General features: G+C 54.6%; 14 protein-coding genes. 7 read left to right on the forward strand and 7 right to left on the reverse strand.

The features are described from left to right. Window positions 1–5: 5 nt before the first annotated feature. From AC5Q5A_RS11775 to AC5Q5A_RS11795, 5 genes are all read right to left on the reverse strand, one after another. Window positions 6–791 (reverse strand): 4'-phosphopantetheinyl transferase family protein, encoded by a 786-nt coding sequence (locus AC5Q5A_RS11775; RefSeq protein ID WP_493895391.1) that lies wholly within the window; start codon window positions 789–791, stop codon window positions 6–8. A 99-nt stretch (window positions 792–890) separates the two neighbouring features. Next, window positions 891–1,451: a YcjF family protein gene (locus AC5Q5A_RS11780; RefSeq protein ID WP_493895392.1), complete on the reverse strand. Its 561-nt coding sequence runs from the start codon at window positions 1,449–1,451 to the stop codon at window positions 891–893. A gap of 101 nt (window positions 1,452–1,552) precedes the next feature. Further along, window positions 1,553–2,929 (reverse strand): prohibitin family protein, encoded by a 1,377-nt coding sequence (locus tag AC5Q5A_RS11785; protein ID WP_493895393.1) that lies wholly within the window; start codon window positions 2,927–2,929, stop codon window positions 1,553–1,555. Between the two features lie 58 nt (window positions 2,930–2,987). Next, on the reverse strand, window positions 2,988–3,185 hold the full coding sequence (locus tag AC5Q5A_RS11790; RefSeq protein ID WP_493895394.1) for a hypothetical protein: 198 nt from the start codon (window positions 3,183–3,185) through the stop codon (window positions 2,988–2,990). Between the two features lie 42 nt (window positions 3,186–3,227). Beyond that, window positions 3,228–3,734 (reverse strand): YcjF family protein, encoded by a 507-nt coding sequence (locus tag AC5Q5A_RS11795; RefSeq protein WP_493895395.1) that lies wholly within the window; start codon window positions 3,732–3,734, stop codon window positions 3,228–3,230. A gap of 195 nt (window positions 3,735–3,929) precedes the next feature. Between AC5Q5A_RS11795 and AC5Q5A_RS11800 the strand changes: the two genes are divergently transcribed. From AC5Q5A_RS11800 to AC5Q5A_RS11815, 4 genes are read left to right on the forward strand one after another with little or no spacing between them, the layout of a single operon-like run. Continuing rightward, the gene (locus AC5Q5A_RS11800) at window positions 3,930–4,712 is read left to right on the forward strand and encodes a hypothetical protein (protein WP_493895396.1); all 783 of its coding nucleotides are present in this window, start codon (window positions 3,930–3,932) and stop codon (window positions 4,710–4,712) included. After that, window positions 4,709–6,724 carry an MFS transporter gene (locus AC5Q5A_RS11805; RefSeq protein WP_493895397.1) on the forward strand — a complete coding sequence of 672 codons (2,016 nt, stop codon included), beginning with the start codon at window positions 4,709–4,711 and terminating at the stop codon, window positions 6,722–6,724. Before AC5Q5A_RS11800 ends, AC5Q5A_RS11805 begins: the two co-directional genes overlap by 4 nt. Next, a complete protein-coding gene (locus AC5Q5A_RS11810) occupies window positions 6,721–7,749 on the forward strand; it encodes an ABC transporter substrate-binding protein (RefSeq protein ID WP_493895398.1) in 1,029 nt (342 codons plus the stop codon). Before AC5Q5A_RS11805 ends, AC5Q5A_RS11810 begins: the two co-directional genes overlap by 4 nt. Window positions 7,750–7,758: 9 nt before the next feature. Then, window positions 7,759–8,442, forward strand: a complete 684-nt coding sequence (locus AC5Q5A_RS11815) for a GNAT family N-acetyltransferase (RefSeq protein ID WP_493895399.1) — start codon at window positions 7,759–7,761, stop codon at window positions 8,440–8,442. Here AC5Q5A_RS11815 and AC5Q5A_RS11820 read toward each other — a convergent pair. After that, window positions 8,433–9,692 carry a TAXI family TRAP transporter solute-binding subunit gene (locus tag AC5Q5A_RS11820; RefSeq protein WP_493895400.1) on the reverse strand — a complete coding sequence of 420 codons (1,260 nt, stop codon included), beginning with the start codon at window positions 9,690–9,692 and terminating at the stop codon, window positions 8,433–8,435. The two genes, AC5Q5A_RS11815 and AC5Q5A_RS11820, sit on opposite strands and share 10 nt — an antisense overlap. Window positions 9,693–9,956: 264 nt before the next feature. Between AC5Q5A_RS11820 and AC5Q5A_RS11825 the strand changes: the two genes are divergently transcribed. The 3 genes from AC5Q5A_RS11825 to AC5Q5A_RS11835 all read left to right on the forward strand — a co-directional run bounded on the left by AC5Q5A_RS11825 (window position 9,957) and on the right by AC5Q5A_RS11835 (window position 14,497). Further along, on the forward strand, window positions 9,957–11,039 hold the full coding sequence (locus tag AC5Q5A_RS11825; protein ID WP_493895401.1) for a diaminopropionate ammonia-lyase: 1,083 nt from the start codon (window positions 9,957–9,959) through the stop codon (window positions 11,037–11,039). Between the two features lie 132 nt (window positions 11,040–11,171). Then, on the forward strand, window positions 11,172–12,821 hold the full coding sequence (locus tag AC5Q5A_RS11830; RefSeq protein ID WP_493895402.1) for a cyclic peptide export ABC transporter: 1,650 nt from the start codon (window positions 11,172–11,174) through the stop codon (window positions 12,819–12,821). A 2-nt stretch (window positions 12,822–12,823) separates the two neighbouring features. Then, window positions 12,824–14,497 (forward strand): cyclic peptide export ABC transporter, encoded by a 1,674-nt coding sequence (locus tag AC5Q5A_RS11835; protein WP_493895403.1) that lies wholly within the window; start codon window positions 12,824–12,826, stop codon window positions 14,495–14,497. Window positions 14,498–14,508: 11 nt separating this feature from the next. Here the strand turns inward: AC5Q5A_RS11835 and AC5Q5A_RS11840 are convergent, their stop codons facing one another. After that, entirely contained in the window at window positions 14,509–15,246 is a 738-nt protein-coding gene (locus tag AC5Q5A_RS11840) for a thioesterase II family protein (protein ID WP_493895404.1), read from the reverse strand. Between the last annotated feature and the right edge of the window lie 576 nt (window positions 15,247–15,822).

Consider the following 15,822-nt stretch of genomic DNA (forward strand, 5'->3'; position numbering starts at 1 on the left):
AGCACTTAGAACGCGACGAACGAACCCCAGGCCAGACTTGCCGGATCGAACCCTGTTTGATCCGGCAATGTCAGACCAAGCCACCCGCGTTCACCGGGCCAGATGACGGTACGATACTGGCCAAAATTGGCATATCGCACCTCAAACCCGGTATCGTTGCGATCAATCGACGATGGCACATAAAGATCAAGCGGCGTCATCATGCCGGTTGTCAGGGTCTTGGCCAGACTTTCGCGCGCGACCCAAAGCAGACAGGCTGCACTATGATCGTCAAGATCGCAGATACGGATCATTTTTTGCACATGGGGTGCGAAACCATCCAGAATTCCCGCTACGTCCGTCACCGTCGGCAGATCGACATCAATGCCCAATGGATGGGCCCGATGGAAGGCAACTGCCACGGCAAAGCTATCGGAATGCGACACTGAAACCGACATCCCCTGCAAGGATTCTCCACCGCCAACGATCAGGGGTTGATCAAAAACACCCGATCCGATTTCAAGTGTCTGTGGATCAATATCCGGGAAATAGGCCACCAGGGCCGCCTTGGCGGCAAGTCGCCCGCAGACAAAACTTTTGCGGCGGCGCGCATGTTGGAATGACGCCAGCCTTTTCATCTCGGCCAGATGCAATTGCGTATCTGCCCATTCCCCACAGGATGCATCGTCCAGACCGTCGATATCAAGAACCGCCAACGTCGCCCGCAAGATATCGGACGGCGCGAATGTTCCCGTCCCCTTCGGGCGCTGAAACACAAGATGGTGGGTCTTGATCGGCAGCTTGACGGACATGCCTAAACCTTCGATGCATCTTTTGGAACAAACAAAAAAAGAATGCCCAAAGCGTGCTTTGGGCATTCTCAAAATACGATCTAAAAACTTGATGATCAATCAGGCTTTGGCGGCTGCTTCGCCCGCTGCCGGTTTGGCGGTGCTTTTGCCGCCTTTGACGAATTCCGAAGCCTTTCGTTTGCCGTCTTCGAACTCGTCCTTGAAACGGCCCTTCATTTCATCGGCGTCGAAATTGTCAACCGTCCCGCCCTTGGCAAAATGCCAGGCAAAAACACGACCAAGCGCATAGGTGCAGGCACCGGCAAAGGTCGGCATTGCCACAACGCCAAAGATCGTCCCGACAACCGGCACCTTGCGGACAATTGCCGCTGTCGCATAGCCGACACCGGTCATCGGCAGAACTGTCGCAACCAGGGTTGAAATCGAATTCTTGATCGCGTTTTCAGAAAACGGAACGCCGTAAATGTCGCACAGTTTTGCAAGCATCCGAAGCTGGATGGTGCTGCTGGTCGCCATTTCGAGGAAGGGGATCGGAACAAGACCACCAACCGCAGCATAAACGCTATGACGATGGATGCAGTCACGGGACTGGGCACGAATTTCATCCGCTTTCGCGGCGGCCAGTTCTTCAGTCTCTTCGATGGTTTCTGCTTCGCTCATTATCGCCTCTTGATTTTGTACCTGTAGGTTGATGATCAATACGCAAAGTCTATTCCTCAAGATTACCTGAAATAACCAACAGTGGCAACGAACAACACCCTTTATTTGCTACCAGTTTTTGAAATTTCAGGTTGCCCGACCAGCTCGTGTGTCGCCGTCGGTTCCATGTCACTTTGTTTTACAGCACCGCCCCCTGCAGTCGTAGACGAATCAAAGACAGGCGCAATCGATCTTAGAACATTTTCTGCCGTTTTACCGACGGTTCCGGCAGGCTCTGGCTTGTCTGCGGGCGGGGCGGCCGGTTTCATTTCCGGCATTACCGGAATAGCGTTGGCATTTTGTGCACCGGTTCTTGTGCGTTTTTCAACCGGTTCGGCCGGCGCACGCACTCCGGGCGAAATGGCATTTTGCGGCGCGACTTCCTGGGCGCGGGCATTAACCGCCCCCGCATTTGGCAGGCTTTCGGCGGTATCGTTCACAAGTTCCGCACCGGAACTGGTATCCGGGCTGCTACCTGCTGGGGCATCTGCGGTATTGAGGATAACAGGCAGGCCATCCTTGCCACCGATAATGATCGTCTTGCTATTTTTCGATGTCGCAAGGGTCATGGTCGCTTCGATACCACGCAGACGCAGATATTCCTCGGTAATCGTTTTGGCAACAATATCCTGGAATTCACGAATACCTTCTGCCTCGATCTTTTTGCGCTGCTTTTCCTTTTCTTCGCGCGCCAGTCGAAAATCATATTCCAGCATGGCCTGATATTGTTCGGCCTTGCGTTCAATGGCATCCGCCACCCGTTCCGGCAGGGTTACAGAGCGGATCAAAACATCTTCAACCGTTACGAGACGCCCCTGAAAACTTTGATTGACCAGGGACGATCCCAATTCATTGACCATACGTTCAAGGATTTCGGCCTGAATGAAAGCTCGGGTTTCGGTATAAAGCTGTTCGGGCGTATAGCGCGAAATCAGTTCACGCGCGTGCGAGCCGATTTCCGGATATACAAGGATTTCCGCATAATTGGGGCCGACCAACTTGTGCAGCATACCGGCCGCTTCACGGTTGATCCGATACCGCACGGCGATATCGACTTCCATCGACAGACCGTTTGATGAAATGGTGTCATACACACGCGCCTGGTTTTGCAGACGCGCGTCATAGATATACATTTCATCCCACGGGAAGATCATGTGAATGCCTTCGCCGTAGGTTGTGTCAACGACAGTCCCGCCAAAGAACCGATACCACATGACCGCAACATGACCGGCAGGAACGGTAATGAAAATCTGCGGGGCCAGCGCGAAAATCGCAATCAGCAAAAACAGCAGCCCGATCAGAAATGTCGTGCGCAAATGCCGAAGGTGTATACCAGCACTGATGAAAAAGTACCGTATATAGGCCAACCACCGCCTTTTTTTGCGGGCAGTTCCGTTTTCGTCCGGTGCACCGGGTGCGACTGTCGCGCTATCAACCATTCATCATCTCGTCGTCGGGTGTATCGTGACGTTTGCTGATCGCCCGTCAGTCATCATCTTATTCATAATCAAGGTCTTTAAGCTTTTCACGAAGCTCCCGCGAGGGACGCGCAACGATCTGAACCAGAAAATCGCCAATCGGGGTAATCACAATCGCCAACAGAAAGTGCCCCAGAAATCCGAACGATGTTCTGCGTCCGAGCATGCCACACACACCACAGGCCAACAGATAGATCATAATCAAAATCAAATGCATTGCTTGGTCACCCGAATTCCTGTTTTGGCCCTAGGCATTTTTTCACGCCGTTTTCCGTTCATGTTCGAACTTCAGGCCTTCCTTGAATTTCTGACGGATGTCGGACTCTGCCTTTTTGGGATCAAAGTCTGTCATAGTGCCGCCTGCGGCGTAATGTTGCTGGAAAACACGGCCAAGCGCATAGGTAAATGCCGCGTTGAAACCGGGCATCGTCACAATGCTGAGCGTCGAACCGATCACCGGCATGACCTTGGCAAGATTGGAAAAAATGCCGGTCCCCAAAAGAGCCCGCCCCAGAACGCCACTGGTAATGCACGCGGTCAAGGCCGCGATCACCGATTTGCCGCTGCTTTTATTAAACGCGACACCGTAAACATCGCTCAGTTCTGCCAGCATCTTCAGCTGAACCGCAACCGTGGCCGCAGAATCGACAACAGGGATCGGTACAAAACCGGTCGTGGCCGCCCAAAGAGTATTGCGCCGCACAACATCGCCTGCAAGGCGCTGCCTTTTGCGCTGTTTCAGCACTTCAAGCGTTTCAGACCCCATCTCGTCCCCCGGTTTATTATCCCTTGGCAAATCATAATCGCTAACGATCAGCTCTGCAAACCGAAACAAGGTTTTATACAGCCTTGACCGTAAGCCCGATGCAGTCAACCATACGGTTTGTAAAAGCGGGTTTCTGAGCATATAACCGGCTTGGCTGGACCATGATTTGAAATTTATATTGCCGGAGACACGTTCTTGAAGCTGTCGACCAAGATTGGGCTGGCCCTTTTCCTTGTATTGGCAAGTGCATTAAGCATGACCACGGTCCTGAACTACCTGCGATTCGAGCAGACATTACAGACCCTTCAAGCCCAGCGTATGACGGTCATTCTCAATGAAACCAGCCAGGACGTCCTTGCTGGCATTGACCTTGGTCTGAAACTGCAAAATATGGAAAATCTGCAATCGATTCTGAAACGGCGTCTGGGGATGTCCAACGATATCCGGAATGTCGCCGTTCTGGACTGTGACAACACAATCATCAGTCATGCAGCACGATCCCCCGATAACCCGGTTGGTGCAGGGGAGACAATATCGCAACAGGCCCGTGATCAATGGATCGATTTTGTTCCGGGCACCGTCACCGCCGGTCAAATCCTGCTTGACAGTCTTGGTCAGTGCGCCGGGCAAGTCGTCATCACCGCAAGCACGGCCGCATCCGAAGCCAAGCTTGCCAATGCCTTCTCGGAAATGTGGAAATCAGCCGCGATTGGCATGGGCATGATCATTCCGATCCTTGGCCTTCTGTTCGTTCTGATGCGCCGTCGCCATCGCGTTTTTGAGGAACTGCACGAAGACCTGGCGCGTGCCGTCGCGGGCAAGGCCCCGAACATCCGCCCCCATGACGGTGATGTTCTGACCGAAAGCGAGATCGAACTGATCGCCGTATATCGCGAAATTCGCGATCAGTTGCCACAACATGCAAAACAGGATGGCATGGATGGCCTATCGGAAACGCTGGCGGAGGAAAAAAAATGACCCGCTCTGCCAGCCAGAAAACCAGATGCCGCACCCCGGATACCCACAGCCTGCGCAGCCGCCTTTTCCCCAAGGGGACGATCTGGATTTTGCTGCTGTTCAGTTCCGTTTGCCTGTGCATTGCGTTGATCGGAATTTCATGGCGGGCGGCCGAACTGGCGCGCGCGGATCTGCAAACCGAAATCCGTGAAAAGGCCGGGATCGAGGCAAGGGTCCTAGGCGAAAAAATTGAAAACGCCCTGCGTTTGGGCATTCCCTTGCGCGAAATTGTCGGCTTTGAAACCGTGGTCGATCAGCTTCGCAACGGCGATCCCGATTTGGTTTTTGCGGCGATTGCCGCGACGAATGACCAAAGTGAAATCCTGCATGCCAGTGGTCTGCCAAAAGCTGAAATTATCACCGCATTACAGGCCCACACGGGTAACAGCACCCCTCATATTATCACCCGTCTGGCCCTGCCCCATGCGGAAGATCACAACGATATCCAAATTGTGCTTGGCCATGCGCGCGCAGCCCTGATGCGCCCAGTCACAGACAATCTTTATGACATTGCCATCATTTTCATCATCACACTGACCCTGTCCTTCGAACTGATGTTGCTGGTACTGACGGTGAATGTCGCCCTACCGGTGCGTGTGGCCCGCAAGGTGCTTGGCAATGTGCGCGACCGCAAATTTACCCTGCTGCATGGTCAAAGCACCCGTGACGAAATCGGCCAGTTCATGGAACGGATCAATGCCATGATCACAAACACCGCGCAAAAGGTCGGCACGCATCCCCGACACGAACGCGAGGTCAAGCTGATCGGTGTACGGATGCTGGCCTTCATGTTCGTCCTAGCCGAGGAACTGGCGCGGCCAATCATGCCGGCCTTTTTTGGCCAGATCACATCGCACAGTCTGGACGGCCAACTTGGTGCCGGTGTGGTCATGGCGGTGCATCTTCTGATGGTGGCCCTTGCCATGCCGATTTGCAGCCTGTTTCAGGAACAGGTCGGGTCCCTTCGCATGTATCTGTGTGGCGCGTTTCTGGCAACACTCGGCCTAATTGGTACCGCCTTTGCGGCGGGCATCTGGGATCTTGTACTGTGGCGGGCCCTGTCGGGTATCGGGTATGCCACCACCTTTGTCGCCTGTCAGTCCTATGTTCTTGATGCCACCAATGACAGCAACCGCACACAAGGCACGGCCATGATGGTCAGTGGCATCATGCTGGCCGATATCTGCGGCCCGGCCATCGGCGGGATTATTGCCGGTCATTTTGGCCCGGACATGACCTTTGTCGCCGGTGCTGCCATTGCCTTTGTCGCGGTGCTTCTGGCGTTCTTCCTGATGGATAATATGGTGCACGGCAAAACCCCGCCACCGATCCCGACCCGGGCCGCCCTGCGTGCCATGTTGGGCAATCGCCGTTTGCAGGTCCTGATCCTGTTTGCCGCCATCCCCGCCAAACTGATCCTCAGCGGTTTTCTATATTACCTGACCCCTATGATTTTGCTGCAATCGGGGGCGACCACGGCTGAAACCGGGCGGGTGATCATGCTTTACGGGCTGGTTGCCATCCTGACCGGCTGGGCAGCGGCAAAATGGACAGACAAGAACCAGAACGAAACCCGCGCGGTCGGCATTGGCGGCGGGCTGACCGCCGCCGGATTGTTGCTGGCGGGCTGGTTCCCGCAATATGCCCTGTTTGCCGTGGCGGTCGCCCTGTTGGGTCTTGCACAGGCAACCTCGATCCCCGCACAGCTTTCCGCCAGTCTGAAACTCAGCAAGGATTTCACCAGGGATCACGGCACAGGCCCCGTCCTTGCCGTCTTGCGCCTGGCCGAACGGCTGGGCGGGGCTGCGGGCCCGTTACTTGCCGCCGGTTTGACACTAATGGTCGGCACGACATACGCCGTTCTGGTTTTCGGGGCTTTTGCAGCGTTTTGCGTTCTGTGCTTCGAACTTCTGATCGGGCATGTTCCCGCTGAACATCCGACCAAACAAAAAGACGGGGGAACAGCCAAATGATGCCCCGCCTTCGACCGACAAGCCGTATGACGGGCGTCCTTGCGATATTATTCATACTTGCAATCGGCATGTTCCTTGCGCCGGCGGCCGCCGCGCAATCGCCACAGGCCCCATTGAAAATCGCCATGATCCTGTGGCGCGGCGAAACCAATGTCGAACAGGGATTTCGCGCCTATTTCGCGGAAAAAGACATTCCGGTTGACCTGATCATCCATGACGTTGCCCGCGACCTTTCGCGTGTGCCCGGCATTATTGATGACATCCGCAAAACCCCGCCCGATCTGGTTTATACATGGGGCACCGGGATCACATCGGCCGTGGTCGGCAAATATGATGCTGTCAATCCGGCGCAAAACATCAGCGATCTTCCGGTGGTATATGTGATGGTTTCATCACCTTGGAAAACCGGCATCGCCGCACCTGCGGGCCAAAGCCGCCCCAATGTCACAGGGGCCACCCACATCGCGCCGCTTCCGGCCCAGATCAATGCGATCCGCGCTTATCGTCCTATGGACAAGCTTGGCGTGGTTTTTAACAGCCGGGAGGATAATTCCGTTTCCAACGTGTCCGATCTGAAAGAACTGGGGCGCGAAATGGGTTTTGATGTGTTGGCTGTTGCCCTTGGCTCCGAAGGCGAACCGTCAGAAGATGACATTGCCCCTGCTGTCGCCCAATTGGCCCAAAGGGGTGCGGATATCCTGTATATCGGGCCGGATAATTTCATCGGCACCTATCGCGATACCCTGACCGATGCCGGTTTTGCCAATGGATTGGCGGCCTTTAGCGCAACAGAACTTGAAGTCCGCGACGGGCACGCCATGCTGGGCCTTGTCAGCCGCTATGAACTTGTCGGGCGTCTTGCCGCCCGCAAGGTCGAACAAATCCTGATTGATGGCATATCGCCCGCCGATATCCCGGTCGAAACACTGGACCGGTTTTCCTATTTGATCCGGCTGTCATCGGCGCGCAAACTGAAAATCTATCCGCCGCTGCCGCTGCTTGATTACGCAGAGGTCATCGAATGAGCACGATAAATGCAATATCCGCAATATCCCATAGTCCGGCTTGATCAATCGCACCTTCCGGCGATCATCGCCCTGCATCACAAAGTGCTTGCAGACCTGCCGCCGGGTAATGCCGTCACCGAAACCGATCAGTTCTTTGCCGATCATCTTGCCGCCTGCGGGCAGATTTTTGGTGTCTTGAACGGTGACCGTCTGATGGCTTATTGCGTGTTGGGATTACCCCGTGACGGTGATCCCAATTTCGGGAATGATCTTCACCTGCCTCCCGATCAGTTGGCCAAGGCCGCCCATATTGATGGAGTCGCCGTTGATCCGCAATGGCGCGGACAAGGATGGCAACGCCGGATGGTCGAACACCGGATCAACGTGGCGCGAAAATACGGTCGCACCATCATGTTAGGCACCGTTGCACCGACCAATTTCGCAAGCCTGGTCAGCACGGTTTCAACCGGACTTGCCATTCACGGACTGATCACGAAATTTGGCGGAAACCGTTTTTTGCTGCGTCGGGATATCGGGCCACAGGCCGATGCCCAAATTCCGCGCAAATCCGATTGCGCCATCTGGTGTGCCAGTGACGATCTTGTGTCCTGCCGTAAATTTCTAGATGACCGATTGATCGGCCATTTTTGCCCGTCATCCGGTCACGGCACCGCACCACGCATCGGCTGGATCCGGGCACCTTATTGCTGATAGGAATAATTCCATTTGCGCGGCCCTTGCGGGTCGGCCTGCTGATAATAGGGTTGCCAGTCGCAGGCATGCGCATCGGTTTCCCAATAACATGCCGCCCCCTTGTGGAAGGGCAGGAAATTGGCCTTTTCGAACATGTCATCGGCAACGACACTCCGGAATGTCGGAAACATTTCCTTCATGCGGTCGATATTTTCATGAATGATCCGGGTGATCCAGTACACGACATACGGATCAGCCGGTTCATAGGCGATCAGGGATGCCTTGAAGCCATAGGATGAAATCGCCTGTTCCTGTGCGCTGTATGTTTTTGCCGGTAAAACCTGATTGAAGAAATACTGGTTTGCCTTGACCATTGCATCGGTCAATGGCCCGCCCATGCCAACAACGCGCGCCCCGCAGCCAAGCGTATCCTCAATCAGCGTCGCCGGATGCCCGATCCACAGCCCGAATGCATCGATATAATTCTCGCAAATGCCAAGTTCGTTATAATCCTGCGCAACACTGTAAACGGTATGAAGATCATCCAGCGTGATGTCATATCGCGACAGAAGTTCAAGCCACAATTCGCGTGATGCCGATCCTTCCGGCCCGATATTGACCCGCTTGCCGCGCAGGTCGGCAACCGATTCAATACCGGAATCATTGCGGACAACCAGAAGCCCCATCTCATCATGCAAGGACATCACCGACCGCGCACCGGGAATCGGCATGACGCCATTCTGCGCTTCCCAGTTATTGTTCGACTGCACGATCGCAAGCTGCACCCGCCCTTCTTTCATCAGACGAATGTTGCTGCCGACCCCCTGGGATCGCAGCGGCACACAATGCACGCGGTGGCGTTCAAAAGTGCGATTCATCATCTCGCAAATCTGACCGGCGACCTTGAAATACACGCCGCTTGTGCTGCCGCTGTAAATCGCGGCGTAATAGGATGGCTCTGTCTGTCCGTCACCGGCAATCACAGCCGTATTGCTTAACGCCGCCATATTGTCGGGATTGTCGGATTTGCGCCGATACTGCGACAACGGAATGGCATCGGGCTTGTAAATCAGGCCATTGACCAAATCCGGATTGAATGTGGCCGGATCAATGATCGCATCGTCATACCTGTCGATATCAATGCTCCGCAAGGCATCAACACGCGGCATATCTGCATTGGCATCTTCGGTTATCGTCGTGGCGTCCTGTGCGCAGGCACCAACAGCCAACGCTGACAACAGCATTGTCAGCAGACCGCTCGCAACCATTCTTGTGCCGAGTTCAAAACGCAAAATCATCAACTCGCCGTTAGCAATGAACCAATGCCTGTATCCTAAGGGATTATGGGGAAGTCCGTCGAGTACGAAGATCGAAGACCCGCACAATCACAGTGATTTAGCATAAATGTCTACGCGGCAGGATGGACAATGATCAATACGCATATTGTATTTGACGCAACTTCACATGCCCCTCATAAACCATAAGAACCTATAAAAAAAAACCGGACCACGGCCAGATAATCGGAGAAGATAATGACGTCGATCACCGCCCTCAAACCGGGGCGCAAAGATATTTATCAGGCTTTCGATCTGATATCATCCTGGCCGGAATATCGACAAAGCCCGCTGATCCGCGCCACGGGTCTTGCCCGCGAACTGGATCTTGGCACCGTCTGGATCAAGGATGAAAGCAAACGGTTCGGTCTGGGCGGGGTCAAGGCACTTGGCGCGCCCTATGGCCTGAAACAGCAACTGTTAAAACGCGGCCTGAAGCCCGGCAGCCCGCAATGTGCAAACTATACCGCCATTGCCGCAACCGATGGCAATCACGGCCTTGCCGTTGCCTGGGCGGCGGAAAAATTCGGATGCCGTGCGGTGATTTATGTCGGCTCCGGGGTTGATCAGGCCCGTATTGCGCGCATCACCGATAACGGGGCCGAAATCATGCGCGTCGATGGCACCTATGACGATGCCGTCCTTGCCGCAGAACATGCAGCACAATCGCCAGACGTCCTTTTGATTACTGATACCGACTATGGCCATGAACTTGATGTCACCCGCGACATTATGGCGGGTTATGCGGTTCTGGGCATTGAATGTGCCCGGCAATTTCGCGATGAAAACATCACCCCCGATCATGTCTTTTTGCAATGCGGTGTTGGCGGGATGGCCGCCGGGTGTGCAATCGGACTTTGGCATGAAATGGGCCACAAGCCCAATGTCTGCTCGGTCGAGGCAACGAACGCCGCCTGCATCCGGCAAAGCCTTTTAACCGGCGAACTGACATCTGTACCGGGCCAACTTCTGACCCGCATGATCGGGCTGTCCTGCGGCAAACCCAGTCTTCCGGCGTTTGAAATTCTGCGCACCGTCTGCACCAACAGCATCGCAATTGACGATGACCTTGCCCGGATGGTTCAGGATATGGTTTCGTCCGGGATCAATGACGACCCGCCGCTTGAAACATGGGATACCGGCATTGCCGGTATTGCCGGGCTCTGGCATGTGGCAAAAAATGGAGATCTGCGCGCCCGTTTCGGTCTGAATGCACAAAGCAACATTCTCGTGGTCAACAGCGAAGGCCCAATTCCACTGCCATACCGCTCATATATCTGAAACCGTGGCCATAATTCTTCCAGCGCGAAAAAGCACCTGCGATATGCCACCGACTGGACAGCCCCGCCGGGCACCGCTACAGTCGCGCCAGACCATGTGGTTGACCACCTGCTTGATGGGGACTGCAAACAGATGAAATTGCTCGAACTGTTGTCCTGGGGAGATAACAGACTGATGGCCCGGCTTGCAGTTGCCGGTGCGCTGTCGGGTGCGGGCAGTGCGGTTCTGCTTGGTCTGGTCAATACCGCCGCCGAAAGCATTGCCGATAATGGCGTTGATCAGGTGGACTGGTTTCTGGCGGGCGGCTTCATCACGCTTGCCGTGGTATATTTTCTGGCCGAGGTTTTCCTGCTAAGCAACATCTCGACCCAGATCGAACAGGGGATCGACAAGGTCCGCAGAAAGCTGCTTGATCAGATTGCACGCGCCGATTTCGCACAGCTTGAAACGTTCGGTCAGGCCCGCCTGTTTGACAGCATCACCCAAAGCACACAACTCATTTCGCAAAACTCGCACATGATCGGCATGTCATTCCGGTCGCTTCTGCTGGTTATTGCCGTCATGATCTATGTCTTCTGGCTGTCCACGCTGGCGTTCTTCCTGATCGTGCTGGTGATCGGTATCGGGATTGTGATCTACCTGAAAATGGGCAAGCAGCTTGGCATGTGGTTTGGCAACCTCCATCAGACCGAAACCGGCCTGTTTGGCAAGGTCGCCGATCTGTTTTCCGGCATTCGCGAGGTCCGCATGTGGACTTCGCGCAGCAACTCCCTTTTTGATGCCTTTTCGGCCAACTCACGCGAAAAGGAACAGGTCACCGCCCAAACCCATGGCCTGATGTTCCGCCAGATGATCATGGGCATGACGGCCTTTTATGTTCTGCTGGCGGTGATTGTCTTTATCGTGCCGGTCTATACCGATAATTTCGGTTCCACGGTTTCCAAGGTCAGCACGGCTGTCTTGTTCATGATCGGCCCGATCAGTACCGTGGTGCAGGCGATGGCGGTTCTCGGATCAGCAGAACAGGCCGCACAGCGCATGGTCACCCTGTCACAGGATCTGGGCGCAATCGCCGAACCGATTGACGAAAACGGCACCAGACTGCCCGATAGATTTTCGCAAATCGTGTTCGAGGATGTCTGTTTCACCTATCCCAACCGCGATCCGCGCCACGGATTTGTCCTTGGCCCGATCAGCCTTGCGGTCAAACAGGGGGAACTGATTTTTATCACCGGCGGCAACGGGGCCGGAAAATCAACCCTGATCAAGCTTCTGACCGCCCTGTACCGGCCGGTATCGGGTGCCATCCGGTTTGACGATATCCAGCTTGGCGCGCAAAATATTGCATCCTTCCGCGACAGGATTGCCACCGTGTTTTCCGATTTCCATCTGTTTGCCAAATTGCACGGATCAGCCGAAATCGACCCCGCAGAAGCCGAACACTGGCTCAACCTGTTTGAACTGTCGCACGTCACCGGCATTCGCGACGGCAAATTTGTTTCCATCGCCCTGTCGGCCGGTCAACGCAAACGGCTTGGCCTGATTACCGCCCTTCTTGAACATCGCCCGATCCTGGTTCTTGATGAATGGGCCGCCGATCAGGACCCTTATTTCCGCAAAAAATTCTATTGCGAAATCCTGCCACAAATCAAGGCACGCGGAACAACCATCATCGCCGTCACCCATGACGACCATTATTTTGACGCCGCCGACCGTCGCCTGCATCTTGAGGCCGGCACCCTGCACGAGCTTGACCGCAATGATCCGCGTGGAAGGATCTGATCATGCTGCTTGTTGATCTTCTGCGATCCCGAACCCGCATTGATTTGCGACATGCCGTCGCCCTGCTGTCGCTGGCATCCATTGCCACCACCATGGTCCTGATCATCGTCAATCTGGCCGCCGAACAGGCCGAAGATGGCGTGGCCAGCATGCGCTATCTTGGCATGATGGGGCTGTCGCTGATTGGCTATATCTGGGCCCAGAAGAAATCCAGCGACATGATCGCCGCCGAGGTCGAACACATCCTTCATCAACTCCGGCTAAAGCTGTTTGACAGTGTGCGAAAAGCCGCCCCCGATACACTGGCCAAGGTCGGACAGGGTCCAATCCAGACCGCCCTGACACAGGAAATGCAAACCGTATCGGCGGCCCTGCCCCTGATGCTCAATGGCATACAGCAGGTGGTTCTGATCATCTGTGTCGGCGCCTATCTTGCATGGCTTTCGACTTTTGCCTTTGTGATGATCTCGGTTCTGGCCATCGTAGTTTCGACCATCCATCTGCAACGCATCCGTAAAATCAACGCCGCCACCCGTGATGCGATTGATGATGAAAACCAGCTATTTGGCAGTCTGGCCGATCTGTTGCACGGCTTCAAGGAAGTCAAAATGAACAGCCGACGTCGCCAGGCGTTGCTGACCGATCTTGATGATCGCTCTATCCGGGCGCGCGACACCAAATCCGTGGTCAAGGCCCAATGGTCGCGCGAATTTGCCCTGATACAGCTGGCCTTCTATGGCATGATGGCCGCCATGGTCTTTATCGTGCCGCTCTTCACGTCGGACTATCATGATGTTGCGGTACAAACCACAACTGCTGCCCTATTCATGATCGGCCCGATTGGCGCAGTCGTTGCGTCTGTGCCGAGCTTTTCCGATTCCGATGTTGCCCTTCGTAAAATCAGCAATATCAGCCATCAGCTTGAAGATGCGCTTGATCAACAACATGCGCGTCAGACCAATGATGGTATAACGCCGCCGGAAACGTTTGAAAAGTTGCGGGATGCGCTTGGCAATATCACAAAAATCAGCCTGCGCGACATACACTTCGCCTATCACGGCACAACCGACAGTCCGGGCTTTGCCATTGGCCCGATCAACGCAACCTTTGAAAAAGGCAAAATCACCTTTATCACCGGCGGCAACGGGGCCGGAAAATCAACGATCATCGCCGTTCTGACGGGCCTTCGCCCGGCGACAAGCGGTTCTGTTGTGGTCAATGACTGCCCGGTTCCAACCGATGCCTTGCAGCTTTACCGCGACCATTTCGCAACGGTCCTGTCGGACTATCATCTTTTCCGCGAACTGTACGGCATTGATGATATCGACCCGGAACGGGTTGAAACGCTTCTGAAACAGATGGAAATTGCCGACAAGGTTGCGCTGGATGGCAATGCCTTTTCAACAACCTCCCTCTCGCAGGGGCAACGCAAGCGTCTGGCCCTGATCGCCGCCTTGCTTGAAGAAAAGCCGGTTGTCGTTCTCGATGAATGGGCTGCCGATCAGGATCCTCATTTCCGGGCCGTGTTCTATGAACAAATCCTGCCATCCTTGCGCAAACAGGGCAAGATCATCATCTGTGTCACCCATGATGATCGCTGGTTTGATGCGGCGGACAAGATTTACCATGTCCGCGACGGGGAATTCATCGACGGGCACCACCCCCATCACACCTGACCGGGATCAGGTCATGCCATCAGCGCGTGCGTGACAACACGAATGATATCGTCCCCCGCATCACGCAGGAAAAAATGCCCGCCGGGCAAAATGTGCTTGGCGAAATTACCCGTGGTCGCCTCTGCCCAATCGTCCAGTTCTACGGGCAAAGGATTAGGGTCATCCGCACCGCCAAAGGCCGTAATCGGGCAGGACACCCTTGGCAAGCCCGACGAAACTGCTGTTTCCGACAGTTTGAAATCCGCCCGAAGGCTCGGCTCGAACAGGGCGCGATATTCGGCATTTTCCAGAATTTCGGCAGGCGTCCCGCCATAATTGGCAATCCCCAGCCAGAATTCATCCGACGACAAGAGATGCAAGGGTGCCCGATGCCCGGCGATCTTCGGCCCGCGCCGGGCTGCGACAAACAGATGCATCGGCGTTGCCATCCCCGTCTGGTGCAAATGGCACGTCAGATGATGGGCAATCAACGCCCCCATCGAATATCCGAAAAAGGCAAACGGACGATCCATAACGGGCTTTAACCCCACCGATACCGCCTCAATCATGGTCGCAATATCATCAATCGCTGGATCGCCAAACCGTTGCTCACGTCCGGGCAACGCAATCGGCACCACATCAATATCGGACGCAAACTGCATCAACCATGGCCGATAGGCCAATGTCCCGCCACCGGCAAACGGAAAACAAAACAGCCGCACCCGCGCATCATCTGTGACTTGCTTACCGATCCAGACGTTTTGCGCCATATTCCTCGACTTCTTTGCAGACGTGCTTACGTTTCGCACGGAAATCCTTTAACTTTAATCTTCTAAAGCAGCTGACCCTTAATTTGAAGCATATCGGTCAGCTAAAAAATCGCACATTGATTTGACTGGTCTGCAAACGCTTTTGTTTTGTATTCACGGATCATCAGACCAATCAGTGCAGATGATTGGAGTAAAACGCCGTTAACACAGCGTTTGTCGAGACCATTAATATTAGACGGTTGGTGAGCGTTGGCCGCACGGTCAAAGCTCTGCTGAATTTCCGGGACTGTTGGTCAGGGCCAGATGTTTCGTCTTCCAAGATTTAGGGTAAGCTCTCGACGATCACCAAACAGCGGTTGAAGCGATTTTGCAATACGTCGACTTACACGATAAACGCCGATTAGTGGATGCTTTTGAAGGCAGACCAAAGCACGCGCAGCACATTGCAATATTATTCAGACCAGTTCTGCAGCCTGGTCAGCCCGATATCCGGCGACATACGCAGCCCTTTGCCGTACACAAAGATCAGCAACACAAGACCGACAACCCGTGTGCTAAGAAGCAAATCTTCTGACC

Source organism: Thalassospira sp. CA1, from assembly GCF_059052855.1.